The organism is Flavobacterium sp. ZE23DGlu08 (assembly GCF_030505335.1).
GTDB classification, from domain to species: domain Bacteria; phylum Bacteroidota; class Bacteroidia; order Flavobacteriales; family Flavobacteriaceae; genus Flavobacterium; species Flavobacterium algoritolerans.
This window is the reverse complement of record NZ_CP130045.1, coordinates 2,287,467-2,313,742: the sequence shown is the minus strand read 5'-3', so window position 1 is coordinate 2,313,742 and position 26,276 is coordinate 2,287,467. Positions and strand designations below refer to the sequence as shown.

The following is a 26,276-nucleotide window of genomic DNA, read 5'->3' as shown; positions in this document are numbered from 1 at the left end:
AATAAATGGGATATTCAAATGGTGTTAACCATAATTTAATATTGGGGTGATTTTAGGACCCAAAACAAAACATAACCATAACAAGCCAGTAACTTACATTTTACATTTCAGGCGTTACTTTGCAAAAAAATTAAAACCAAATGAAATTCAAGTTACTATTTTTCACGTTATTAATAACAGTTATTTCTTTTTCACAGAATAAAGGAACGATTTCTGGAATCTTAACAGACAAAGATGCTAATAATCAGTCTTTACCTTTTGCTAACGTTCTTATTAAAGGAACAAATATAGGAACTAATACTGATATTGATGGTAAATATACCATAACTATACTACCTGGAAGCTATACTTTACAACTTAGTTTTGTAGGGTATGAATCTGTAGAAATTCCTGTGACAGTGGTTGCTGATGAAACAGTAACTATTAACAGAGCACTAGGTTCTGGTAGCTATACCCTGAAAGATGTTGTTGTAAGAAACACAGCAAGCAGAGAAAAGGAAACAGCTCTTTTATTAGACCAAAAACAAGCGGTCGTAATTAAACAAAGTATCGGTGCCCAAGAAATGGCTCGTAAAGGAGTTAGCGATGTTGAGGAAGGTTTGACAAAAATTACCGGAATCACTAAAGTTGACGGAAGAGGTTTATTCATCAGAGGATTAGAAGACCGTTACAATAACTTATTGATAAACGACTTACAATCACCATCAAACAGTCCTTTCAAAAAAATTATTCCATTAGATTTATTTCCTACTGATGTTGTGGGAGTATTAAATATCTACAAAACTTTCAATACTAACATTTCTGGAGATTTTGCCGGAGCAACCGTTAATATCGAAACACCTCAACCAAAAAATATCACTAAATTGAATATTGGTTTTGGATATACGACTAACAATAATCTTCAAGACTTTTTACTTTCTGATGATGCAAATTCTACAAAGGGAACTTTAGGACTGATTGGTAATGACAGAGCGCTTCCTGGTATTTTTGGATCAGTTCCAAGTGGACAAAAACTTTCTCCTGCTGAATACGAAAATGGATTTGGTAAAAAATCATGGGATGTTAACAATACAAAAAGTCCTTTGAATTCTAGTATTGGATTTTTACATGCACAAAAATTCAATCTTAAAAACGAAAGAAACATTAGCTACATCATGTCTTTCAACTTTGACAACAAATACTCTTATAGAGAAGGTGTTGACAGAACTTTCAATCTTGGACAAGGGAACTACGACAATAATTTATACAATACGCAATACAGCTACCAAACTACTTTTTCTGGTTTAGCAGGATTGAAGTACAAGACAGATCGTTTTAATTTAAGCTTCAATACGTTCTTGATTAAAGCGACTGAAAGCAAAATTCAAGACCAAGTAGGTTACACAAACAGTTTGGCAAATCAGACAAACAACCTTATTAGATTAAATCAATACGAAGAATCTAACTATTGGAACTCACAATTGTACGGTGATTATAAATTAACCGAAGACGGAAAACACAGCATAAAAGCTGGAGGTTCTTATGTGAAAACTTCTTTTCAACAACCTGACAGAAAATTTATCACTGGTGTAAAAGTAAGTGATAGCCAAATAAATATGTCTTATGGTGGTAATAACTTGAACCGTCAATTTCTTGATGTAAAAGGAAACTTCTATTACTCTTCACTTTTAGAATATAATTTAAAATTTGGAGACAAGGAAGATTCTAATAAATTATCTATTGGATACAACAGTTCGCTGAACGACATGGAATCTTCTTACCGTTTCTTCTCAGGAAGAAGAAATTTGGAGAAAAACTATACTGCTGATTTAAGTACTATAAGCCAAAACATCAACGAAGATATCAACAACGGAATTGTTTATGTTCAGGAAGAATCTAACGGAGATTATAAAGTAAAATTGAATCAGTTTGTTAATGCAGGTTACTTCAATTTGTTCATGAATCTTGGAGAAAAATGGGATTTGAATGCTGGTATTAGAGGTGAAAGTTCAACTCGTACCATAAAATACAGACAACAAGGTGATCCTTTTGGAAGCGCTTACCGCAAAAAGACAGATGACAAACTTGATATCTTACCATCTATAAATGCGAAACGTATTTTGAATGAAAACAGTAATTTGAGAGTATCATTGGCAAAAACAATAACTCGTCCAGTTGCGATGGAGTTGTTACCAATAAATTACATCAATGCCGATGGAACTTCAGAAAGTGGAAACCCAGATTTGAAAGACAGTGAAAACTATAATGTTGATTTCAAATATGAATTGTTTCCTAACAATAAAGAATTATTTGCTGTAGGAGTATTTGGAAAAATGATTAACGATCCTATTGAAAGAGTTTTCAAACCAACTGCAAATAGCGGTGGACAAATCACAACTTTCAAAAATTCAGAGCAAGCGGTTATTTATGGTGCCGAAATAGAAATGCTTTTCCAATTGAGCAGAATCAGCAAATCTCTTTCTAATTTCTCTTTAGGTTTCAATACGTCATTGATGAGTACTGATGTTAAAATTGACATTAAGAAACAAGGGAATGAATTAGAAAACAGTACAAATCGTAAGCTGCAAGGTGCTTCAAACTGGTTAATCAATTCTGATTTAAAGTATGACTTCATCCTTAATAAAGATTGGAAAAACTCTATGACCTTAGTATATAATGTTTATGGAGATCGTATTTTCGCTGTAGGTTCTTCAGGAATTGATCATATCTACGAGAAATCTTTCAGTAAATTAGATTTTGTTTGGACTAACTCAATTTCAAAAAGTATCGAACTTAAATTTGGAGTAGACAACATCTTAAATCCAAGTTATAAAAAAGAGTTGGGAAGCAAAAGCACTTTAAACATTACTGAAGACTCGCTAATTTTAAGAGAATTCAAAAAAGGTGTCGGGTTCTCCTTTAACATAGGATACACGTTTTAAAAACAACAAAAAAAAAGAGCTTTAACAGCTCTTTTTTTGTTTACATAAGTAACATAAACTTTACATCAAATTCATTGTTATATAATACTTTAATAACAATTACATAACTAAATTTCAGAAGCTCGGAAGTACTTTTGAAATAAATAATTAACAAAAAAACTTATAATTTTAAAATCATTAAAAATGAAAAAATTAGTATTCAGTCTTGCATTATTGAGCTTGGTTTTTACAAGTTGTACTTCAAGTGATGACGATGTAGTAACAACTCCACCAACTGCAACGGGTGAAATCACAGGAGATATCACAGCAACAAAAACCTACACAAAAGGTGTTTATACTATTAAAGGTACAGTAAGAGTAAAAAGCGATGTTACATTAACTTTTGAAGCTGGTTCAGTAATTACTGCTGATGTAGCTGACGGTACAGATGCTTTATTAGTAGAAAAAGGCGGAAAATTAAATATTTCAGGAACTGCAGCAGAACCTGTTGTATTTACTGAAAAATCTAAAACTGCAGGTTCTTGGGGAGGTATAATCATGTTTGGTGATGCTCCTATCGTTTCTGCAAAAGCAGCTGACGGAAGTGCTATTACAACTGCAACTTCTGAAGACGGAACAAATATTGTTTATGGTGGTACAAATGCTGCTCATAATGGTGGTTCTTTGAAATATGTACGAGTAGAATATGCAGGTAAAAAAATCCTTGACGGAAATTCTGAGATGAATGGTTTCTCATTCTATTCAGTAGGTTCTGGAACAGTATTAGAAAATCTTGTTGCTTACAAAGGAGCTGATGACGGTTTTGAATTTTACGGAGGAACTGTAAGTGCTAAAAACCTTATTTCTTACGGAAACACAGATGATTCTTTTGACTGGCAAGATGGATGGCAAGGTCAAGCAAACACTAACTGGTATGCTTATCAAACTGGAGCTGGAAATTTTGGAATGGAAATCGAAGCAAAAAGTGTGAACAATACTTTCTTCCCAAAAGTATCTAACATTACTTTAAGAAGAGCTGCCGGTACAGCAACTGAAGCAGGTAACCCACTTGAAATAGATGCAATCCAATTCAAAAAAGAAGGAAATGGAGAATATTCTAATGTAGTAATTTCAGGATACACAAATACTGCAGTTTCAGGAACTACAACAGTAAATGCGGTTGCCGTTAGAATACAAGATGCTGCTACAAACACGAATCAAGTTCTTACTGGTAAAATAAAAATGTTAAATGTAAAAATTTCAGACACTAATACAGCTCAATGGGGCGCTGGTGCAGCTTTTACAGTTTCATTCTTACCTGCAAACTTCACAACAAGCACAACAGCATCTGGAGCAGTATTGACTCCTGGAGCATGGGCTATTGTAGATGGTGTTAATTTACTATCGAATTTATAAAAAACACCCGCATATATTTATATCAAACATCCTGAGTTTTCAGGATGTTTTTTTTTGGTACGCTTTTTGAATTATTTTTTGTATATTTACTATTCAATCTAATCCGATGGCAAAAAACTACTTTTATACTACCCTTTTATTGGTTTTTTTATTTTCTATGAGCACTAATGCTCAGGAAACTAAGCAACAACCAAAAACACAAGAAACCGCCGTTATCGAAGGTTTAAACTTGTACCCGAACCCTGTGAGTAATGGAAAAGTCTACATTACTTCAAAAAATGACTTAGATAAAGAAATCATTATCTTTGATGTTTTAGGAAAAAAAGTGCTTCAAACAATGCTTAGTTCCAGAGAGCTTAATGTCTCTAATCTAACTTCCGGTGTTTACATCATAAAGATTAATGAAAAAGAGGCATCTGCGACCAGAAAACTAATTATAAGATAATACGTCAACATTTAAATACAAAAGCTCCAATTCCTATTGGGGCTTTTTTTATACAGAATTCTAATATAAGAGATTCCAAAAACAGACTATTGCACTTTTGTAAATGAGCTTCCCTTAAAATTTTTGATTACTTTTGCAAAAAAAATTCTTGATTACATCCTCCGATATATTTGCTATTTCCAGTCAAAAACAGTTTGAGAAAATCGCCTTGAAAGTGTTTCGTTTCCAATACGAAAACAACTTGGTCTATCAAGAATTTTGCAATTTTTTAAAAACAGATCCTCATAAAGTAAAATCATTACAGCAGATTCCCTTTTTACCGATTCAGTTCTTTAAGAGTCATGAAGTAGTTTCCAATACCAATCCAATTCAGGAAACCTTTACCAGCAGCGGAACAACCGGAATGATTACCAGCAAACATCTGGTTACTGATGTTACCTTATATGAAGAAAGCTACCGCAAAGGATTTTCAGAATTCTATGGCAATATCGAAGATTATGTCGTTTTAGCCTTGCTTCCATCCTATCTAGAACGAGAAGGTTCTTCCTTAATTTACATGGTCAAGGATTTAATTGAACTGTCCAATCATCCTGATAGTGGTTTTTACCTGCACAATCATGACGAACTGATTGCCAAACTCATAGCTTTAGACCAAGCCGGTCAAAATGTCATTCTGATTGGTGTTACTTTTGCTTTATTGGATTTAATAGAAAAACACCAGTTTCAACTGCAGCATACCATAATCATGGAAACCGGCGGTATGAAAGGCAAACGCAAAGAAATGATTCGCGAAGAATTACACGAACAATTGTGCAAAGGATTTGGTGTTTCTGCCATACATTCTGAATATGGAATGACCGAATTGCTTTCGCAAGCCTATTCTTTAGGAAACGGCGTATTTGAATGCCCTTCCTGGATACAAATCCTTGTTCGCGACACTGAAGATGCTTTAACCTATATTCAAGACGGAAAAACAGGCGGAATCAACGTTATTGATTTGGCCAACATTAATTCTTGTTCGTTTATTGCTACGCAGGATTTGGGCAAAAAAAATCCCAACAACTCTTTCGAGGTATTGGGACGTTTTGATAATTCTGATATTAGAGGTTGTAACTTGATGGTTATTTAAAGTTTATTTGGTAATTTGTTGATTCGGTTAACCAAATCAACGAATAAACAAATAAGCTATTACACCACTCTCACCACAAAATAATTTTTCTTTCCACTTTGCAACAATACAAATTGATTATTGATTAAATCTTTTGTTGAAAGCACAAAATCCTCAGCAACTTTTTCTTTATTTACTGAAATAGAATTAGCTGTCAAAGCGCGTCTTGCTTCTCCATTGGATTTCATAAAACCTGTTTTTTCATTCAAAACAGTAACGATATCAATTCCTGCTTCGATTTCGGTTCTGCTGATTTCCGCTTGAGGAACACCATCAAAAACATCTAAGAAAGTTGCTTCACCCAATTGTTTCAAATCATCTGAAGTCGAATTCCCAAACAAAATATTTGATGCTTTTATCGCATTTTCTAAATCTTCTTTTGAATGAACAAAAACCGTAAGCTCTTCGGCCAATTTTCTTTGTAAAGCTCTTAAATGTGGGGCCGTTTTATGCTCTTCTATTAACGCATCTATTGTTGCCGCATCTAAGAAAGTAAAAATCTTAATGTATTTTTCTGCATCAACATCGGTCGTATTCAACCAAAACTGGTAAAATTTATAAACCGAAGTTTTATCAGCAGTCAACCAAACATTTCCTCCTTCAGATTTTCCAAATTTAGAACCATCCGCTTTTGTTATCAAAGGACAAGTCATCGCGTATGCTTTAGCCTCTTCACCTACATTCATACGACGAACTAATTCAGTTCCTGTTGTAATATTTCCCCATTGGTCAGAACCTCCCATTTGCAACAAACAATTGTATTCTTTGTGCAAATGGTAAAAATCATACCCTTGAATTAATTGGTACGTAAACTCAGTAAAAGACATTCCTTCGCCTTCACCAGACAATCTTTTCTTTACAGAATCTTTGGCCATCATATAATTCACGGTGATTCGTTTACCCACATCACGAGCAAAATTAATGAATGACAAATTCTTCATCCAATCGTAATTATTTACCAAAACTGGCGCATTTATTTCATTCGAATTAAAATCTAAAAAACGAGATAAAACACTTTTTATTCCCTCTACATTATGATTCAAAGTCGCTTCATCCAAGAGATTTCTCTCATCCGATTTCCCAGATGGATCACCAATCATTCCTGTAGCTCCACCAACCAATGCGATAGGCTTATGTCCAAAATTTTTCAAGTGGACCAAAAGAATTATAGGCACTAAGCTTCCAATATGTAAGGAATCCGATGTTGGATCAAATCCTATATAAGTCGTTGTCATTTCTTTTAGAAGTTGCTCTTCAGTTCCAGGCATAATGTCGTGAACTAGACCGCGCCATTGTAATTCGGAAATAATATTTTTCATTTTATAAAAATCAATTTTCACAAAGATAGCTTTAATTGCATAATTTGAAAATCTATCGGTCTAAAAATCGAACAATCTAATTATCTTTACAAAATGATTTTAGTCACAGGAGGAACCGGTTTAGTAGGCGCACATTTATTACTTCATTTAATTGAATCCCAAAGTATCGGGAGTGAAAAAGTACGCGCTATTTATCGAAGTATCGCTTCGATGGAGAAAACTAAGTCCCTATTCGCTACCTATAAAAAGGAATCGTTGTTCGACCAAATTGAATGGATTCCCGCAGATATTACCGAAGTTCCTTCATTAGAAATCGCTTTTCAAAATATTGACACCGTGTATCATTGTGCCGCTTTGATTTCTTTTGACCCAAAAGATGAAGATGCATTGCGAAAAACAAACATTGAAGGCACAGCGAATATTGTGAATTTCTGCATTGCTTATGAAATAAAAAAACTGTGTTTTGTAAGTTCTATTGCTACTTTGGGCAATTTACTGCCTCATGAAAAATTCATCACGGAAGAAACCGAATGGAATCCAGAAAAACCACATAATGATTATGCCATTTCTAAATATGGTGCCGAAATGGAAATTTGGCGTGGGCAACAAGAAGGTTTAGATGTAATAATTGTAAATCCAGGCGTTATTCTTGGTCCCGGTTTTAGAGAGCAAGGAAGTGGACAACTTTTTACGAAAGTAAAAAACGGATTAAAATTTTACACGCTGGGCTCAACAGGATTTGTTGCCGTTAGTGATGTTGTTAGAATGGCACATCAATTAATGCAAAGCGAAATTAAGAATGAACGCTTCACCTTGATTGCCGAAAATAGTGTTTTCCGTGACATTCTGAATTCTATGGCTGATACATTGGGTGTTAAAAAACCTGAAATTCACGCAAAACCCTTTTTTATGGAAATGCTTTGGAGATTGGATTGGTTTGTTTCGAATGTGTTGCAACAAAAGAGAAAACTCTCTCAAACAACTGCTAAAGCTTCGTACTCGACAACTATATTTTCGAACCAAAAGATTAAAGATACCTTGAAAACTGATTTTATAAATATTCACCAATACATCAAAGAAATCTCTAATCTATAAGTTCTTTTCTTAGTCTAATTTTGTAGTATCTCTGCTGATTGCAGCTTGTTTTTGCTTTTTGTCAACAATAGGATTCTTTTTCTTTTTTTTCAATTTGACCAAAGAATCCACACTCTTTGTATTTGCTTCCAATCGCTTTCTAATTTGTTCAAACATGCTCTTGTATTCATTATAATCAGAGGCATAATAAACATTGCTTTTAGCAAATTGAACACTGTCAATTTTATATTTTTTAAAAATATAGTCTCTCGAATTTATTTTAAAGGTATCCAAAGAAGCCGGATTTTGATTTCTTATGGCTTCCAAAATAGATAAATCATACATAATATCCACCATAACGTCTTTCTCTATAAGTCGTTCCGGCTTGTTCACCACTTCTTCTTTACAGCTTACAAACAGTGCTACAATCGTTAAAAATGTTATGATTTTTCTCATTTATGAAATTTTATCTATCAAATAATAAACGTTTTCCTGCACGAATATCTTTTACTTTAAAAGCGGTATAAACCAATTGCCCGTTTACAAAAGTATGGGTAATTCTGGATTTAAAAGTAAAACCTTCAAATGGAGACCAACCACATTTAGCCAAAATATTTTCTTTTTTTACGCTCCAAGGCAAACCTGAATTTACAATTACCAAATCCGCATAGTAGCCTTCTTTGATAAAACCACGTTTTTCTATTTTGAAAATTTTCGCTGGATTGTGGCACATCTTCTCCACAATTTTTTCAATGCTTATTTTTCCTTGGTGGTGCGCTTCAAACATAGCCACAACAGCATGTTGCACTAATGGCCCACCGGAAGGCGCATTCAAATACGATTGTTTTTTTTCTTCTAAAGTATGTGGCGCGTGATCCGTTGCAACCACATCAATTCTGTCATCCAGCAATGCTTCCCAAAGTGCTTTTCTGTCATTCGCCGTTTTTACAGCTGGATTCCATTTTATAAGATTGCCTTTAGTAGCATAATCATCATTGGTAAACCATAAATGATGCACGCAAACTTCGGCAGTGATTTTCTTATCTTCCAAAGGAATTTTGTTTGTAAACAAATCCATTTCTTTGGCAGTCGAAAGATGAAAAATATGCAAGCGAGCCCCTGTTTTTTTAGCCAGCGCAACCGCTTTGGAAGACGAAATATAACACGCTTCCTCGCTTCGGATAAGGTGATGAACCGTAACGGGAACGTCCTCTCCAAACTCTGCTTTGTATTTCTCTAAATTATTTTTGATAGTAGCTTCATCTTCACAATGTACCGCAATAAGCATGGGTGTACTCGAAAATATTTTCTCTAAAGTAGCTTCATTATCCACCAACATATTCCCTGTTGAGGAACCTAAAAATATTTTTATTCCGGCAACATTCTTTGGATTTGTTTTTAAAACTTCTTCCAAGTTATCGTTGGTTGCGCCCATCATAAAAGAATAATTCGCATACGATTTTTCGGCAGCCAACTCGTATTTTTGCTCTAATATTTCTTGGGTAACCGCATTTGGAACCGTGTTGGGTTGCTCGATATATGAAGTAATTCCTCCTGCAACCGCTGCTCTGGATTCTGATTCGATGTCTCCTTTGTGTGTCAGTCCTGGTTCTCTAAAATGCACTTGATCATCAATTGCACCCGGAATCAAATAATTCCCTTCGGCATCAATGATTTTACATTGAGAGGATTTTGCACTAATACTTTCTGAAATCTCAACAATTAAGTCATTTTCAATTAATACATCGCCCTCAAAAATCACCCCTTCATTTACTATTTTGGCATTCTTAATTAAAACCCTGTTCATCCTGTCTTTTTCTTATAATGTGTTGACTAATCTTTTTAATCTAAGTGCAATAACTCCAAAAACGGCTTCAATAATTATCGAATTACTCATTTTTGATTGCCCTCTTGTTCTATCGGTAAAAATGATGGGAACCTCAGCAATTTGAAATTTTTTACAATACGTTCTGTATTTCATTTCAATTTGAAAAGCATATCCAACAAATTTTATTTTATCTAAATTGATCTCTTCGAGCACTTGTCTTTTGTAACAAACAAAACCTGCTGTAGCATCATGAATTTTCATTCCGGTAATCATTCGTACATAAACTGATGCAAAATAAGACATCAATACACGGCTCAACGGCCAGTTTACCACATTTACTCCGGTAACATAACGCGAACCAATCGCTAAATCAGCATCGCCAAAATGACACGCATTGTATAATTTCTCTAAATCATTTGGATTATGGGAGAAATCAGCATCCATTTCAAAAATGAAATCATATTGATGCGCTAATGCCCATCTAAATCCATGAACATAAGCCGTTCCCAGACCCGATTTTTTTTCTCTTTTTTCCAGAAACAATCTCCCTCCAAATTCAGACTGAAGTAAAACAACCTTATCAGCAGTATGATCCGGTGAATTATCATCAATAATAAGAACATGAAAAGATTTATGCAGCGAAAACACCGATCGAATAATGCTTTCTATATTTTCAATTTCGTTATAGGTAGGAATTATAACAATACAATCATTCATATTTTTGACTAATTTCACCGCAAAAGTAAACTTTTTATGCCATTTCATCCTTAATAAAATTATAATAAAAAGAATGATATAAAAATTAGTAATTTTGCAGCGTTATGATCGAAAATATACTTCATCCAAGAATAACTGAGAGCAAAGACTGGGCAACCGTGCTTTTTGTTCTGTCATTTGCTATTATTGCTGTTACAAAATCTGTTTTCGAAAACAGATTTGGTGATTTTGCTAATTTAATTTTTTCCAACAAATACAACAAAGTGTACAGAGACAACAGCCACCTAAAAAGCGGTTTTACCATTTCCTTGTTTTTTGTCCAAGTCATTTCACTTGCTTTCTTCATCCAAATTTCGCTAAGTTATTTTGGCCATGCTTCAAAGACAGATTGGATCCTTTACATTCAAATTTTTACTTTCCTAACTTTCTTTGTTTTATCTAAATATTTGATTGAGAAAATAATAGCAACATCCTTCAATATTGAAGAATTTATGGAGCAATTTAACCTCCAAAAGGTGACTTATAGAACCTATATTGGACTAATCATACTGCCGTTGAATATTATTTTGTTTTATTACGACTCATTTTCAAGAAATATTCCATTGCTAATTATTGCTATAATATTGATAATGAATATTTTAACTTATTTGATTTCAATAAAAAATTATCAAAATATAATATTCGGTAAGTTGTTTTATTTTATTTTATATCTTTGCGCTCTTGAAATAGCACCCTATTATTTTATGTATTATTGGTTTACAAAAGGGAGTGCTTAGAAACCGTTAAATATGAAAGTGAAAACAATTTTGGTGTCACAGCCTGAGCCTAAAGTGGAGAATTCCCCTTACTTTGAACTTCAACAAAAGCATAAAGTAAAAATTGATTTCAGACCTTTTATTCATGTAGAAGGAGTTAATGCAAAAGAGATTAGACTTCAAAAAATCGATCTTAATCATTACACCGCAATTATTTTAACGAGTAAAAATGCCGTAGATCATTTTTTCAGAGTGGCTGATGAAATGCGTTATAAAGTTCCAGAAGGATTAAAATATTTCTGCCAATCAGAAGCTATTGCTTTTTACCTGCAAAAATACGTAGTGTATAGAAAACGTAAAATCTACGTTGGACCAAAAGATTTTGCTGATTTATCTCCGCTGATAAAAAAATACAAAGACGAAAAATTCTTATTGCCTGCTTCAGACCAACTAAATGCCGATGCGCCAATAACGCTGAATGCATTAAAAGTAGACTGGACTCCAGCTGTTTTTTACAGAACGGTAATGAGTGATTTATCTGATTTAGCCGATGTATATTATGATGTTTTGGCTTTCTTTAGCCCAACCGGAATAAAATCATTGTTTATGAATTTCCCAGATTTCGAACAAAACAATACTCGAATTGCAGTTTTTGGAAGCACTACTCAAAAAGAAGCGTTGGACCATGGATTAAGAGTAGATATTCTTGCACCAACACCAGCAACACCTTCTATGACAATGGCTTTGGAAAAATACATTATTGAAGCTAATAAAGGAAAATAAAAAATTACTTTTCAAAATAAAATCAAAAAGCCATTCGCAACCCGAATGGCTTTTTTTGTGATGTAAATCACGAAAATTGCCTCATATTCTTTTTACTAATCGTTTTTTACTTAAATTTGATTTTCAATTCAAACTAAATTTCACATTTTAGTTTAAAACAACAACTCATGAAAATCAATTCCCTAATAGTAGAAATTGACGGTATCGATAAAGAGATTTTACGCGACCTGATGGAAGATGCCCGAAAACCAATTCTTCAAATCGCCAATAAAATAGGAATTTCAGGAGCGGCAATTCACCAACGTTTGCGAAAACTGGAGCAATCCGGCGTTATTTCGGGATCAAAATTTACGGTAAACAATAAAATTCTGGGTTATAATACAATGGCTTTTGTTGGAATCTATTTGGACAAAGCCGCCCGAAATCCAGAAGCCGTAAGGGATTTAAAGAAAATACCTGAAGTATTGGAATGCCATTACACCACAGGAAACTGGTCGATTCTAATCAAAATTATTTGTCGGGATAACGAACATTTAATGCATTTACTCAACACCAAAATCCAAGCGATAGAAGGCGTTTCCAGAACAGAAACCTTCATTTCTTTAGACCAACAAATCGATAGGCAGATACAACTATAGATGGTTAGAAGGTTAGATTTATATGAACACAAAAAAGCCGTCTCGTTAAGATAACAAGACGGCTTTTTCTATAATTCTCTAAAGATCTAGTTTTCTAACAATCTAATCTCTTCTGCTTCCGCCCATATAAATGGAAACGTAATACAACAGCGTTGCGATAGATCCCAAAGCAGCTACGACATACGTTCTGGCAGCCCATTTCAAGGAATCTTTGGCTCCAGCCTGTTCTTGTTGCGTCAGCATTCTTTTGTTTTCTAACCAAGCCAATGCACGATTACTTGCATCATATTCGACCGGCAAAGTAACAATCGAAAATAAGGTGGTTGCCGCAAAAATGATAATCCCTACCAATAATAACTGTGGAAAAGTTTTCATCATCAAGATTCCGGCAAGCAAAATCCATTGCATGTACGTTGACGCCACATTCACTACGGGCACTAATTTAGAACGCATCGTAAGCCATTGATATCCTACAGCGTGTTGCACGGCGTGCCCACATTCGTGCGCTGCAACAGCCGCCGCAGCGGCATTGCGTTGGTTGTAAACCGCCTCACTTAGATTCACGGTTTTATCTACCGGATTGTAATGATCCGTCAAACGTCCTGGCGTAGAGATAACTCTCACATCACGAATTCCATTATCGGCAAGCATTTTCTCAGCGATTTCAGCGCCTGACATTCCGTTTTGTAATTGTAATTTAGAATAATGTTCAAATTTACTTTTTAGTCTTGAACTAACTAACCAGCTGAAAAGCATAATTGCTCCGGCAAGAATCAAATAACCCATTCCCATATTTTTGTTTTTTAATTGTATTGTTAAAGCTATAAAAAGAATCATCAAAATCTGAACCAATTTTTTACAATGTCAATTTGGCATTCTTGAAATGGAACACGGATTACACCGATTAAACTGATTGGCAAGGATTTTAATAAATTTTAAAAAAAAATCCAAATCCCAAAAATGATTTTGGAATTTGGATTTTAATATATTTTGTAGAGACGCACCGTAGAGACGCACTGCAGTGCGCCTCTACAATATGACGTTCTGTATTTACCCCACCAAATTGATAATTTTTCCCGGAACAATAATCACCTTGTTTGGCGTTTTTCCTTCTAATTGTTTGATGGTTCTTTCGTCGTTCATTACAATTTCCTCGATTTGTTCCTTGGTTAAATCCAAAGGTAAAACCATTGTGAAACGCATTTTTCCGTTGAAAGAAACCGGATATTCTTTACTGCTTTCTACCAAATGTGCTGGTTCGAATATTGGAAAAGCAACTGTTGCAATAGAACCTGTATTTCCTAACAACGACCATAATTCTTCGGCGATGTGTGGCGCATACGGCGAAATTACAATTGCTAATGGTTCCAAAATTGCACGAGAATGACAGTTTTGAGTTGACAATTCATTCACACAAATCATAAACTGAGAAACCGAAGTATTGAAAGAGAAACCTTCAATATCTTCCGCTACTTTTTTGATGGTTTTGTGCAATGATTTTAAGTTGTCTTTGGTTGGCGCGTCATTGGTCACAATCAAACCATTATCATCAAAATACAAACGACACAGTTTTTTCAAGAATCCAAAAACGCCCGAAATTCCTGCAGTGTTCCAAGGCTTGGCTTGTTCCAATGGCCCTAAGAACATTTCATACAAACGCAAGGTATCCGCTCCGTATTCATTACAAATATCATCCGGAGTAACTACATTGTATTTGGATTTCGACATTTTTTCGATTTCGCGAACAACAGTAATATTTTTATTCTCTATAACTTCATTCCCATCAAAATATGATGCATTAAATAATCTTTTATATCTTTCATCTTCGGATAAATCTGTTAAGTCTATTTCATTTTTTAAATTGACATATTTAACATCTATTGCTGACTTAAAACAGACAAAACTTCTTTCTAATCCTGCTAACCTCTTATTAGAACTCTCAAAAGTAGATAATCTTTCATCAAGAAATTTAAATAATTTTTCAGGTAAGTTATTTATTGAACCTCCATTTATATATTTCTTATATGTGTCGAAATTTAACAAAACTTGTTCAAAGGCATTTTCATCACCCAATTTTGTTTGTAAAACAAATATAAAAGCACTTTCCCCCAAAATCATTCCCTGATTAATCAGTTTTTTGAATGGTTCTTCAGTTGGTGCAAAACCTTTGTCTTTTAAGAATTTATTCCAAAAACGAGAATACAATAAGTGGCCAGTTGCGTGTTCGCTTCCGCCAATGTATAAATCAACGCTTTCCCAATACGCCAATGCGTCTTTGCTCGCAAATTCATTTTCATTGTGCGCATCCATATACCGCATCCAATACCATGAACTTCCCGCCCAACCTGGCATCGTGTTCAATTCTAGTGGGAAAATCGTCAAATTATCTACTAACTGAGTACTAACAACTGAACATTTAACACTATCCCAAGCCCACGTAGTTGCATTTCCTAAAGGCGGTAAACCTTCTTCGGTTGGCAAATATTTTTCTACTTCCGGCAAGATGATTGGCAAATGTTTCGCATCAATCATTTGTGGCAAACCATTCACATAATACACCGGAAACGGTTCTCCCCAATAACGCTGGCGAGAGAAAACAGCATCACGCAAACGGTAATTCGTTTTTCCTTTTCCTTGGTTTAATTTTTCTAATTCCTCAATTACTTTTTGAGTTCCTTTTTTATAATCTAATCCATTTAGAAAATCAGAATCTACCAATTGAAAACCTTCTTTGGCTCCAAAAGCAGCTTCAGATATATCTTTATCAAAAATATTTTTAATGTCTGACATACCTTGTTGACCTTTGAAGAAATTCGCAAAAGCATAATCTCTTTCGTCGCCACAAGGAACCGCCATAACAGCGCCTGTTCCGTAACCCGCCAAAACATAATCCCCAATCCAAACCGGAATTGGCTCTTTCGTAAACGGATGTTCCGCATACGCACCCGTAAACACACCTGAAATGGTTTTTACATCAGCCATACGTTCTCTTTCGGAACGTTTTGACGTTTTTTCTATATAAGCATCTACTTCTGCTTTTTGTTCTGCAGTTGTAATTTGAGAAACTAATTCGTGTTCCGGAGCCAATGTCATGAACGTAACTCCAAAAATTGTATCGGGACGTGTTGTGAAAACCGCAATTTTAGCTTCTGAATTCTGAACATTGAATTCCACCGTTGCTCCAACGGATTTTCCAATCCAGTTTCTTTGACTTTCTTTGATGCTTTCACTCCAGTCAATATCATTCAATCCTTGTAACAAACGTTCTGCATAAGCCGAAATTCGCATGCTCCATTGCGTCATTTTTTTACGAACAACCGTAAAACCACCACGCTCAGAAACACCATTTACGATTTCGTCATTAGCTAAAACGGTTCCTAATCCCGGACACCAGTTCACCTCAGTCTCGGCTAAATAAGTCAATCTGTATTGCAGCAAAATTTTCTCCTGCTGTTCTTTTGCGAAAGCGTTCCATTCATTTGCTGAAAAAGCTTCTATATTTTCATCGCAAACCGCATTGACATTAGCATTTCCTTCTGTTGAAAAAATGGAAACCAAAGTCGAAATATCTTCGGCTTTATCGCTGTTTTTATTGTACCAAGAATTGAATAATTGGATAAAAATCCATTGGGTATGTTTGTAATAATCGGGATTTGAAGTACGCACTTCTCTACTCCAATCAAAAGAAAATCCAATTTTGTCCAATTGCTTTCTATAACCGGCAATTTTATTTCCTTCTTTATCTGTTCCACCGTCAATATTTACCGAAGTAGTATCTTCAGGACGTTGCCCTGTTTGAATGGCGTATTGTTCCGCAGGCAATCCAAAACTGTCATAGCCCATTGGGTGCAACACATTAAAACCTTGGTGCCTTTTGTATCTTGAATACACATCAGAGGCGATATATCCCAGCGGATGTCCTACGTGTAATCCCGCTCCAGATGGATAAGGAAACATATCAAGTACGTAATATTTAGGTTTTTCTGAGTTATTTTCGGCTTTAAACGTTGCGTTGTCTAACCAATATTTCTGCCATTTGGCCTCTATTTCGTTCGGATTGTATTTCATTCCTTTTTTTATTATTTTTTTAATGGAGTCATGCTGTCGCACACTCAAGTCATATTGTTAGATTCAAAGTAACTCGGTTACTAAGTTGCTGTATTATATTTGGAGAAATGATTATTTCAAGGTGCCAAATTTACGTTTATTGTACGAAAGTTGAAACTTTGAGCGTTATTAACTTTAAATAAAGAAATTCTTTATTATTTTTACCCAATAATTTCAGTAAACTATGAGTTCTTCCTTTGATAAATTTCAAAAACGCAGATTAATTTCCTCTTATTTTTCAGTAGTGCTAAGTGTATTCTTAGTTTTATTTTTATTGGGTGTATTGGGTCTTTTTATCATAAATTCTAAAAAACTGGCTGACGATTTCAAAGAAAATATTGCCATGACCGTTTTTTTCAAGAACGAAGCGAATGACAGTATTTTAAAGGCTTTTGGAACTGAATTAAAATCGAGCCGTTTTGCAAAATCATACGATTATGTAACTAAAGAAGCTGCCGCAAAACAACATACGGATATTATTGGAGAAGATTTCATGGAATTTCTTGGTGAAAATCCACTTCAAAACTCTTACGATATTCACCTGAAAGCCGATTATGTAATCAAGGACAGTATTGCAAAAATAGAAACCCGCTTGCGCAAAAATGCTATGGTTTCGGATATTGTGTATGACAAGCAATTAGTGAATCTAGTAAATGACAACATCAAAAAAGTAAGTATGTGGATTCTTGTAATCAGCGGATTCTTGGCCGTGATTGCTGTATTGTTAATTAATAGTTCATTGCGTTTATCGATACACTCCAACCGATTTATCATTAAAACCATGCAAATGGTAGGCGCAACCAAAGCTTTTATCAGAAAACCATTTGTGGTAAGAAGTATAAAACTGGGAATGATTGGCGCAGGACTTGCAATTATTGCATTAATTGGCGTTTTGATTTACGTTCAAACTAATTTTCCAAATCTTGGCATACTTGACGATAAAGCTTTAATTGCATTGGTATTATTAGCTGTTTTAGGAATTGGAATATTGATTACCTGGTTAAGCACGTATTTTGCAACACAACGTTTCTTGAATTTAAGAACGGACGACCTTTATTAATTGAAGATAAAAAAAAGCATTATCATTCAGCATTTTTAGATGCTGAAATAAATTCAGCATCAATGAAAAATAACGAACAGCAACCAGAATTTCTTTTTGACAAAATAAATTATAAAATTCTATTACTTGGAATTGGAGTAATTGCCTTAGGATTTATTCTAATGGCTGGCGGAGGAAGTGATGACCCAAATGTTTTCAATGAAGACATCTTCAATTTCAGAAGAATTCGATTGGCGCCAACTACCGTTTTAATCGGTTTTGGAATTACCGTTTATGCCATCCTTAAGAATCCAAAAAAATAGTAAACAGTGACTAGTAATAAGTTGCAGTATAAAGCAAACTATATCAACTGAACACTAAAAACTGAACACCGATCACTATATAATGAATACATTACAAGCATTTTTAATTGCTGTTATCGAAGGATTAACAGAATATCTTCCTGTTTCTTCAACAGCTCACATGGTTTTTCTAAGTTCATATTTTGGAATCCAAGAAGATGATTTTGTGAAACTATTCCAGGTTTCGATTCAATTTGGAGCCATTCTGGCTGTTGTCGCTTTGTATTGGAAGAAATTTTTCGATTTCTCTTCAAAAAGTGTTGCCATCAATTTTTATATAAAACTTATTTGCGCCGTAATTCCAGCTTTGGTTTTAGGGAAATTATTCGATGATAAAATCGAAGCGGTTCTTGGAGACCCTATTCCTATTGCGATTGTATTAATTTTAGGCGGAATCATTTTATTATTTATAGACAGTCGTTTTCAAAGTCCAACGGTTCTTCAGGAAGAGGACATTACCATTAAAAAAGCAGTAACTATTGGTTTTTGGCAATGTTTAGCGATGATGCCCGGAACAAGTCGTTCTGCTGCTTCCATAATTGGCGGCATGCAACAAGGGTTAACGCGTCACGCTGCAGCAGAATTCTCCTTCTTTTTAGCGGTTCCAACGATGATGGCAGTAACATGCTACTCTGTATTCTTGAAAACCTACGAAACGTCACAAATGAAAGGCTACGAATTAATTTTAAAGTCAAACGAAAACATTCAATTGTTCTTAATAGGAAATGTTGTTGCTTTTATTGTTGCCGTTATTGCCATTAAATTCTTCATTGAAATCATCAAAAAATACGGTTTCAAACCTTGGGGATGGTACCGAATAATAGTAGGTGTTTTTTTATTGATCTACTTTTCATACTTAAAATAATTCCCATTGAAGACAGCCGAAGATTTCCAAAACGGACAAATTTTACTCATTGACAAACCCTTGAATTGGACTTCTTTTCAGGCGGTAAATAAAATGAAATGGGCTTTAATCAGTAAAGTTAATCTTCCAAAAAAATTCAAGATTGGTCATGCTGGAACTTTGGATCCTTTGGCAAGCGGATTATTGTTAGTTTGTACCGGAAAATTCACCAAAAGAATCACCGAGCTTCAAGGTCAAGCCAAAGAATATACAGGAACGTTCTATATTGGAGCCACAACGCCTTCCTATGATTTAGAAACCGAAATCGACCAAACTTTCCCAACAGAACATATTGACGAAGCTTTAATTCAAGAAACCGTAAAACAATTTTTAGGAGAAATAGACCAGAAACCACCCATTTTTTCGGCTATAAAAAAAGATGGCGTACGCTTATACGAACATGCTCGCGCTGGAGAAACAATAGAAATTGCGAGTAGAAAAACAACCATTCACGAATTTGAAATCACTCGAATTGCACTTCCGGAAATAGATTTCAGAGTCGTTTGCAGCAAAGGAACTTACATTCGTTCCCTGGCTTTTGATTTTGGAAAAGCCATGAATTCAGGTTCTCATTTAACCGTTTTGCGCCGAACAAAAATTGGAGATTATAATGTGGCCGATGCAATGGACGTTACTTTATTTGAGGATAGTCTTACTTCAGAATAATACCAAAAGCAAAAACACATGACAAATCCAATATTAAAATTGAATTTGCGATGTATTTTTTCTAAAGTTAAAGTAGTTTTAATCCATACTCTTTTGTCTAGGCTCACGCCGATTGTTTAATAATTAGTTGCTTTTTTACCCCCAAATAGTAAATGTGACAAATAATCATAAAACTTTTCAAATCGATTTTTCATGATGATGTTTTTTAAGTTGTGAAACAATATTTAAACACCATTAAAAAAGTAAATTAACAATAGACCTGGTTGGCAGTCACCAATTTACAAATTTTTTTTCGATACACAAAAAAATTAACAAAAAATAAACTTAATTATTTTACCCCAATAAATACTGAACCTCAGGTGACTTTGCATTGAAAATTTTACTTCAAAACAATGATTTCTTGCTCTATACTAAAGCATTTTTCGGCAATTATAATGCATCCAAAGTTATGAATATTGCCGCTTTTTAAAATTCTATTGTTCCAAATCAAGCATCAAGTTAACCAACTCATTTTGGGTACTGATTCCTTTATCATGCAAATACCACAATTGCAAGTTGGTTTTTGCCGTTTCATCAATAACCCCAAATTCTTTTTTATAATCAGTAATTAAATTGGTTGCGCCTATGGGCCTTGGGCCCCACTTTCCAAGAACACTTCCTGTTGCTTTCTCTACGACAATCACTATTGGAATTGATTTCTTTTTATTGGTCAAAAACAACTTCATCAACTCCTCATTTTCATCACGCAGAACAATCTTCAATTCTATTTTACCGGAATCGATTGCCATTTTATTGATAATTGGCAGGAGTTGGGCAGCATCACCACACCAACCTTCGGAAATTACTAACCAAATATATTCGTTTTTTAAGCTCTTTAATTTCAGACTATTTTCATCGGTAATTTTCATCGTTTTGTCCAAACGATTCATTCGGGTTTCATTCAACTCACTGTAATGGGTTAAATTTTCCGATTGTTCATTACCTGTTGATTTTCCTTCAAGTAATAAATCTGAAACTAGCTTTCTATACTCCGCATAAGAGTGACTATTAAACAACGCTTTAGCTACTGGAATTTTCATAATGAATTATTTGTTTTTACAAAGTTACCATAAAATTGGAGCATAAATATGACATATGTCACTTTCAATTCCACAAAAAGAGTAATTTTATCACAAATAAAAAAGATGGATTTAAAAACAAAATCGATAGGATTAGTACTTTCCGGTGGAGGTTCTAAAGGTATAGCCCATGCTGGTGTGATTAAATTTTTAGAAGAGAAAAACATTCGTCCGTCTCAAATGGCAGGAACAAGCGCAGGCTCAATTGTTGGTGCCATGTATGCTTGGGGAAAAACTCCCGAAGAAATTCTGGAATTTTTCAAATCGATATACCTTTTTCACTGGAAGCATTTAACGTTCAAAAAAGCCGGATTAATTGATTCTGAATCCTTCAAATCCTATTTTCACAGTATTTTTAAGGATGCTACATTAGGTGATTTGAAAATCCCGATTCAAATCACGGCTACTGATATGGTTCGTGGAAAATTAAAAATATTTGGCCCGGAAACAAAGATCATCGATGCCATTTTAGCTTCTTCTGCATTTCCCGGGATTTTGTCTCCGTATGAAATTAAAGGAAAAATATACAGTGACGGCGGGATATTGAATCATTTTCCCACTGATATTTTACAAGGACAATGCGACACATTAATAGGTGTTTATGTGAGTCCGATTCAAAAAATTGAAGCCAAAGATTTAAGTTCAATCAAAGCAGTAACTACACGAGCCTTTGATATCCTTTCGGCAAATTCAAATCTGCATAAATTCAATATTTGTGATTGGGTTATTGAACCAAAGGATTTGTGTCTTTACAGCACCTTTGAAACCAATAAAGTGAAGATGAATGCTGTTTTCAACATTGGCTACGAAGCCGCCAAAAAATCGTACGAAAAACTTAATTTATAAAATTTCAGCAACATTATTTTAAAAAAAAAGAATATTCTATATTTGCACCAATCAACTCAACACACACATGAAATACAAAAGAATTCTTCTAAAACTAAGTGGAGAAGCTTTAATGGGCGACTTACAATACGGAATTGACCCAAAAAGATTAGCTGAATATGCCGATGAGATCAAGCAAATTCATGAAAAAGGAGTAGAAATAGCCATTGTAATAGGTGGTGGAAATATTTTTAGAGGAGTTGCCGGAGCGAGCGCAGGAATGGACAGAGTGCAAGGTGATTATATGGGAATGCTGGCTACAATTATCAACGGAATGGCTCTACAAGGCGCACTGGAAGATAAAGGGATGCTTACCCGCTTACAAACTGCCTTAAAAATTGAAGCGATTGCTGAGCCATATATCAAGAGAAGAGCAGTACGTCACCTTGAAAAAGGAAGAATTGTGATTTTTGGAGCTGGAACTGGAAACCCATATTTTACAACTGATACAGCTGCCGTTTTGCGTGGAGTGGAAATCAATGCCGATGTAATCCTAAAAGGAACCCGTGTTGATGGTATCTATGATTCTGATCCGGAGAAAAATGCTTCAGCAGTGAAATTTGATCATATTACTTTTGAAGATGTCCTTAAAAAAGGATTGAATGTAATGGACACGACTGCATTTACATTAAGCCAAGAAAACAAATTACCAATCGTAGTTTTCGACATGAACAAAGTAGGAAACTTATTGAAAATCTGCGATGGAGAAAATATAGGAACCGTAGTAAATATATAAATAGACAAATTAGATTGTTAGACTTTTAGATTGTCAGACAGTCTAAAGATCTAAAAATCTAAAAATCCAAAGATCTAAATTATGACTGAAGAAATTGAATTTATATTAGATAGTACTAAAGAATCTATGACAGGTTCTATTGCGCATTTAGAAAAAGAATTTTTGAATATTCGTGCAGGAAAAGCATCTCCCGCAATGTTAGGAAGTGTTTTTGTGGATTATTACGGATCTGCGACACCGCTTTCTCAAGTATCAAAAATTAGTGTTCCTGATGCCAGAACAATCACATTGCAACCTTTTGAAAAAAATATGCTGCAAGTAATTGAAAAAGCAATTATGGTGGCAAACATTGGTTTTAATCCAATGAATAACGGTGATGTAATTATCATTAGCGTTCCCGCACTAACTGAGGAAAGAAGACGCGATCTTGCCAAACAAGCCAAAGTGGAAGCTGAAGATGCTAAAGTTGGAATTCGAAATGCTCGTAAAGATGCGAATACAGATATCAAAAAATTAGAAAAAGAAGGAACTTCCGAGGACATTTGTAAAAGTGCCGAAGAAGAAGTTCAAAACTTAACCAATAGTTATATCCGTAAAATTGATGAACTTTTAGTGGTGAAAGAAGCTGAAATTATGAAGGTGTAAAACCATCTCTACTTATATCAAAACCGTCTTGTTGATTTACGAGACGGTTTTTTTATGCTTAAATATCACTAAAAATGGGTATTGTGGCTTGTGAAATATTTCCTATTTTTATGAAATATAAACGAACTAAACATTTTATGAAAACAAACAAACAAACAAACAAACGTTTGAATTAAAGCGGAAAGTCCATGTCCTTTTTATTGGGTTAGTCCTATGCTTTTTGCAATCCTGCACTACGGAAGAGGTAGTACTTGAACGTGAAGCAAATAAAAAAAACTATATTACTTCTGAGAAAGTGAGTATAGAAAATGTACTTTCGGTACTTAAGAACCCTGCAATACTTAGCCGAACGGAAACTTTCAAAACCAGCACCCCAGAAGGCATCACCCAGAAAAGCGGTGAAAAACCAAATGTATATTTCACTAAAATAGTAAAAGGTAATGAATATACCACTTATCTCTTGTTACTAAACAGTTACTCTACTAAAAATCCTTATTTCATGTATTATGTGATAACACAAGACGCCACTACTGAAAAAGTAGGATACTTAAAATACATCCCTGATACTGCCATACCTTTCATTGACATAAACACCTTTTCAGGAAAAATCCAGATACTGGACCTCAAAAAAAATATTAGAACAGAAAGTAGCTTTCTAAACGGCCAACCTAAAAAACAAGCTAATACTGTAACAGCAAAAACAGCAGAAAATTGTACTATAAAAGTAATGTACATAGCACATTATTGTACTAACGGAGGCGATCACAGTCTCGGGGAATCATGTGGCGGGAATTTAATTAACGACGCATACAATGAATATACCTCAATAAGCGAAATTTGTACCTCTAGCGGATACGACAACAGCGCACCAGTACCAAATGAATTAATGAATCTTTCAAATGGTATTGGAGGTGGTGGTGCTAATGTTGATATTGCGCTACTTGAGTTTGAGCAATACCTTGACCTAAATCAACAAAACTGGTGGAATAGCAGCAGGAATTCTGATAAAAAAGCTGAAATAAGTAATTTTTTAATTGCATATCCTGATGAAATAGAATTTGCTAGAGAGATGCTATTACAAATGATTGATGATCCATCATTAAAGCTTGATGTAGAATCATCTTTTAAGTCACCATTTAATATTGATAAATCATCAATAAAAGATGTTACCGAAGAGGATAAAAAGTTTAATTCAGTATATAAATCTTTAACTGATTCCCCCGCATTTAAAAACTTATTTTTAGCTTTATTTGATAATAACAACAAGCGATTCAATGTGAAATTTGAAATCATTGAAAATCTAGATAACATCACAAGGAAAATAGATGGATTTACAACGCCTCCAGTACTTGAAGGCAGACCAACTCTGATTCAAATTAACAAACAAATATTGACCTCTACGGGATTAAGGCCTATGACAAATATTGAAATTGCTAAAACCATATTACACGAGTGTATACATGCTTATTTAGCAATCAAAGGCAAATATCCTGATGCTGGCGGCAGCACTATACCAGGTATAGAAAACATGACATTTGCAGAGGTATTGAAAGCCACAAGACCTGGCACTGGCGCTCAACACGATTTTATGTACAAAAACATGGTGCCAACTATGCAAAAAATTCTTGCTGAAATTAGAGATTCAGTTACTTCTAGTACGACAAGAGCAACTGTAGAATCTATAAGGCTACAACCTAATTTTTACTCTAACCCAATAAAAACAACACTTTGGAATTGGAATGATTATTTCTATTATCTAAGTTTAAACGGTCTGCAAGATACCGAAGCTTTTAAAATAAGCTTTCCTGCTAATACCGATCAATTTGAATTACTTCTTGAATACAACTTTTTTGGCCACAAACACCTTAAAAATTAATTATGAAAGTCACATTATTATTCTTCTATTTATTTGTAAATTTATTACAAGCGCAAGAAATTGCAGAAGTCAGAAAACTAGATACGATATATATACTGTTTAAAGCAGACAAAAATCAAACAAAATATTTTGAAAATGAATGTATCACATGCCGAGGATACTATTTTTTGCAGGGTTTTTTTCTACAAAAAGACACTTTGGGAATTTTTACGTATGATAAGGATTTTAACAGAATCTATAGGCCTGCTAATGACCGATATGAAAAGAAGTCTTTTTTAAAAAAGCATAAAAAAGAAATTATCGATATTAATTTTTTTCTAAAATTAGAAAAAAATATGGAGGAATTCGGGGAGTGGTCCAAACCTCAAATTTACTACATTATTGACATGGCTGATTTCAGAAAAAATAAGATTAAATTAACCGAGGTTAATTCTTTAGTGTATGTAATGGAATAAATTATTAAAAATGTACCTTTTGACAAGAGCTTCATGCAAGCTCTTGCTGGGTATATAAAAATTGCCCCCGCTAGCGCTAGCGTCCCCTGCTGGCGCGAGCGTCCCGCTCGTGATAATTCTTAATGAATAATAGTATTGAGGTTTGTGCTAGTATTTAGCTTTCTTTTGAAGTATGTTTCGGTATAAATTGTGTTGACGAGTGGGACGCTCGCGCCAGCTTGGGGACATTTGTAAAAGTGCCGAAGAAGAAGTTAAAAACTTAACTAATACGTTTATTCGTAAAATTGATGAACTTTTAGTGGTGAAAGAAGCTGAAATCATGAAGGTGTAATTCCTTTTCAAATTATATTAAAAATCCGCCTCGTTAGTTTTGCGAGACGGATTTTTTTATTGTTATTTTTGCGATACCAAAACGAGATTATACCCGTTTTGCAGTAAAC

Annotated in this window: 24 protein-coding genes and 1 pseudogene; 18 read left to right on the top strand and 7 right to left on the bottom strand. The window is 34.4% G+C overall.

Annotated features, from left to right (window positions below; translation table 11 throughout):
- Window positions 1-140: 140 nt before the first annotated feature.
- The 4 genes from Q1W72_RS10070 (at window position 141) to Q1W72_RS10055 (ending at window position 5,890) form a co-directional block, all read left to right on the top strand.
- Window positions 141-2,921: a TonB-dependent receptor gene (locus Q1W72_RS10070; RefSeq protein WP_099714217.1), complete on the top strand. Its 2,781-nt coding sequence runs from the start codon at window positions 141-143 to the stop codon at window positions 2,919-2,921.
- A gap of 183 nt (window positions 2,922-3,104) precedes the next feature.
- Complete coding sequence (locus Q1W72_RS10065) at window positions 3,105-4,316, top strand: hypothetical protein (RefSeq protein WP_099714216.1); 1,212 nt, start codon at window positions 3,105-3,107, stop codon at window positions 4,314-4,316.
- 106 nt (window positions 4,317-4,422) lie between these two features.
- On the top strand, window positions 4,423-4,761 hold the full coding sequence (locus Q1W72_RS10060; protein ID WP_099714215.1) for a T9SS type A sorting domain-containing protein: 339 nt from the start codon (window positions 4,423-4,425) through the stop codon (window positions 4,759-4,761).
- A 148-nt stretch (window positions 4,762-4,909) separates the two neighbouring features.
- Window positions 4,910-5,890: an acyl transferase gene (locus Q1W72_RS10055; RefSeq protein ID WP_099716249.1), complete on the top strand. Its 981-nt coding sequence runs from the start codon at window positions 4,910-4,912 to the stop codon at window positions 5,888-5,890.
- Between the two features lie 59 nt (window positions 5,891-5,949).
- On the opposite strand, the gene tyrS is transcribed toward Q1W72_RS10055, so the two are convergent.
- The gene (gene tyrS, locus Q1W72_RS10050; RefSeq protein ID WP_282715113.1) at window positions 5,950-7,248 is read right to left on the bottom strand and encodes a tyrosine--tRNA ligase; all 1,299 of its coding nucleotides are present in this window, start codon (window positions 7,246-7,248) and stop codon (window positions 5,950-5,952) included.
- Window positions 7,249-7,341: 93 nt separating this feature from the next.
- Here tyrS and Q1W72_RS10045 point away from each other — a divergent pair, with 93 nt between their 5' ends.
- Complete coding sequence (locus Q1W72_RS10045) at window positions 7,342-8,343, top strand: NAD-dependent epimerase/dehydratase family protein (RefSeq protein WP_302135050.1); 1,002 nt, start codon at window positions 7,342-7,344, stop codon at window positions 8,341-8,343.
- 9 nt (window positions 8,344-8,352) lie between these two features.
- Here Q1W72_RS10045 and Q1W72_RS10040 read toward each other — a convergent pair whose 3' ends face one another.
- Genes Q1W72_RS10040 through Q1W72_RS10030 form a run of 3 tightly spaced genes read right to left on the bottom strand, consistent with a single transcriptional unit; the run spans window position 8,353 to window position 10,867 of the window.
- Window positions 8,353-8,778: a DUF4296 domain-containing protein gene (locus tag Q1W72_RS10040; RefSeq protein ID WP_302135048.1), complete on the bottom strand. Its 426-nt coding sequence runs from the start codon at window positions 8,776-8,778 to the stop codon at window positions 8,353-8,355.
- Between the two features lie 10 nt (window positions 8,779-8,788).
- On the bottom strand, window positions 8,789-10,129 hold the full coding sequence (locus Q1W72_RS10035) for a dihydroorotase (protein ID WP_099714211.1): 1,341 nt from the start codon (window positions 10,127-10,129) through the stop codon (window positions 8,789-8,791).
- A 12-nt stretch (window positions 10,130-10,141) separates the two neighbouring features.
- The gene (locus Q1W72_RS10030; protein ID WP_302135045.1) at window positions 10,142-10,867 is read right to left on the bottom strand and encodes a polyprenol monophosphomannose synthase; all 726 of its coding nucleotides are present in this window, start codon (window positions 10,865-10,867) and stop codon (window positions 10,142-10,144) included.
- Between the two features lie 104 nt (window positions 10,868-10,971).
- Here Q1W72_RS10030 and Q1W72_RS10025 point away from each other — a divergent pair, with 104 nt between their 5' ends.
- The 3 genes from Q1W72_RS10025 to Q1W72_RS10015 all read left to right on the top strand — a co-directional run bounded on the left by Q1W72_RS10025 (window position 10,972) and on the right by Q1W72_RS10015 (window position 13,043).
- Window positions 10,972-11,643: a DUF4271 domain-containing protein gene (locus Q1W72_RS10025; protein WP_302135043.1), complete on the top strand. Its 672-nt coding sequence runs from the start codon at window positions 10,972-10,974 to the stop codon at window positions 11,641-11,643.
- A gap of 12 nt (window positions 11,644-11,655) precedes the next feature.
- Window positions 11,656-12,405: a uroporphyrinogen-III synthase gene (locus Q1W72_RS10020; protein ID WP_099714209.1), complete on the top strand. Its 750-nt coding sequence runs from the start codon at window positions 11,656-11,658 to the stop codon at window positions 12,403-12,405.
- Between the two features lie 167 nt (window positions 12,406-12,572).
- On the top strand, window positions 12,573-13,043 hold the full coding sequence (locus Q1W72_RS10015; RefSeq protein WP_099714208.1) for an Lrp/AsnC ligand binding domain-containing protein: 471 nt from the start codon (window positions 12,573-12,575) through the stop codon (window positions 13,041-13,043).
- 102 nt (window positions 13,044-13,145) lie between these two features.
- On the opposite strand, the gene Q1W72_RS10010 is transcribed toward Q1W72_RS10015, so the two are convergent.
- Together Q1W72_RS10010 and Q1W72_RS10005 are read right to left on the bottom strand one after the other, a co-directional pair.
- Window positions 13,146-13,835: a zinc metallopeptidase gene (locus Q1W72_RS10010; protein ID WP_196852946.1), complete on the bottom strand. Its 690-nt coding sequence runs from the start codon at window positions 13,833-13,835 to the stop codon at window positions 13,146-13,148.
- Window positions 13,836-14,093: 258 nt separating this feature from the next.
- Window positions 14,094-17,111: a leucine--tRNA ligase gene (locus Q1W72_RS10005; protein ID WP_302135038.1), complete on the bottom strand. Its 3,018-nt coding sequence runs from the start codon at window positions 17,109-17,111 to the stop codon at window positions 14,094-14,096.
- 223 nt (window positions 17,112-17,334) lie between these two features.
- Here Q1W72_RS10005 and Q1W72_RS10000 point away from each other — a divergent pair, with 223 nt between their 5' ends.
- The 4 genes from Q1W72_RS10000 to truB all read left to right on the top strand — a co-directional run bounded on the left by Q1W72_RS10000 (window position 17,335) and on the right by truB (window position 20,121).
- The gene (locus Q1W72_RS10000) at window positions 17,335-18,210 is read left to right on the top strand and encodes an ABC transporter permease (RefSeq protein WP_099714207.1); all 876 of its coding nucleotides are present in this window, start codon (window positions 17,335-17,337) and stop codon (window positions 18,208-18,210) included.
- Window positions 18,211-18,272: 62 nt separating this feature from the next.
- Window positions 18,273-18,512 carry a DUF3098 domain-containing protein gene (locus tag Q1W72_RS09995; RefSeq protein WP_099714206.1) on the top strand — a complete coding sequence of 80 codons (240 nt, stop codon included), beginning with the start codon at window positions 18,273-18,275 and terminating at the stop codon, window positions 18,510-18,512.
- Window positions 18,513-18,594: 82 nt separating this feature from the next.
- Window positions 18,595-19,416: an undecaprenyl-diphosphate phosphatase gene (locus Q1W72_RS09990; RefSeq protein WP_099714205.1), complete on the top strand. Its 822-nt coding sequence runs from the start codon at window positions 18,595-18,597 to the stop codon at window positions 19,414-19,416.
- Window positions 19,417-19,422: 6 nt separating this feature from the next.
- Window positions 19,423-20,121: a tRNA pseudouridine(55) synthase TruB gene (gene truB, locus Q1W72_RS09985; RefSeq protein WP_099714204.1), complete on the top strand. Its 699-nt coding sequence runs from the start codon at window positions 19,423-19,425 to the stop codon at window positions 20,119-20,121.
- A gap of 473 nt (window positions 20,122-20,594) precedes the next feature.
- Here the strand turns inward: truB and Q1W72_RS09980 are convergent, their stop codons facing one another.
- Complete coding sequence (locus Q1W72_RS09980) at window positions 20,595-21,200, bottom strand: thioredoxin family protein (protein WP_099714203.1); 606 nt, start codon at window positions 21,198-21,200, stop codon at window positions 20,595-20,597.
- 105 nt (window positions 21,201-21,305) lie between these two features.
- On the opposite strand from Q1W72_RS09980, the gene Q1W72_RS09975 reads away from it, so the two are divergent.
- The 6 genes and pseudogenes from Q1W72_RS09975 to Q1W72_RS09950 all read left to right on the top strand — a co-directional run.
- Window positions 21,306-22,085, top strand: coding sequence for a patatin-like phospholipase family protein (locus tag Q1W72_RS09975; RefSeq protein ID WP_099716245.1), 780 nt, complete (start codon window positions 21,306-21,308; stop codon window positions 22,083-22,085).
- Window positions 22,086-22,152: 67 nt separating this feature from the next.
- A complete protein-coding gene (pyrH, locus tag Q1W72_RS09970) occupies window positions 22,153-22,860 on the top strand; it encodes a UMP kinase (RefSeq protein WP_099714202.1) in 708 nt (235 codons plus the stop codon).
- A gap of 81 nt (window positions 22,861-22,941) precedes the next feature.
- Window positions 22,942-23,505 (top strand): ribosome recycling factor, encoded by a 564-nt coding sequence (gene frr, locus Q1W72_RS09965; protein ID WP_099714201.1) that lies wholly within the window; start codon window positions 22,942-22,944, stop codon window positions 23,503-23,505.
- Between the two features lie 220 nt (window positions 23,506-23,725).
- Entirely contained in the window at window positions 23,726-25,381 is a 1,656-nt protein-coding gene (locus Q1W72_RS09960; RefSeq protein ID WP_302135028.1) for a hypothetical protein, read from the top strand.
- A 2-nt stretch (window positions 25,382-25,383) separates the two neighbouring features.
- Complete coding sequence (locus tag Q1W72_RS09955; RefSeq protein WP_099714199.1) at window positions 25,384-25,836, top strand: hypothetical protein; 453 nt, start codon at window positions 25,384-25,386, stop codon at window positions 25,834-25,836.
- A gap of 223 nt (window positions 25,837-26,059) precedes the next feature.
- Window positions 26,060-26,167 (top strand): annotated as a pseudogene (locus tag Q1W72_RS09950) (ribosome recycling factor); the annotation flags it as partial.
- Window positions 26,168-26,276: the final 109 nt, after the last annotated feature.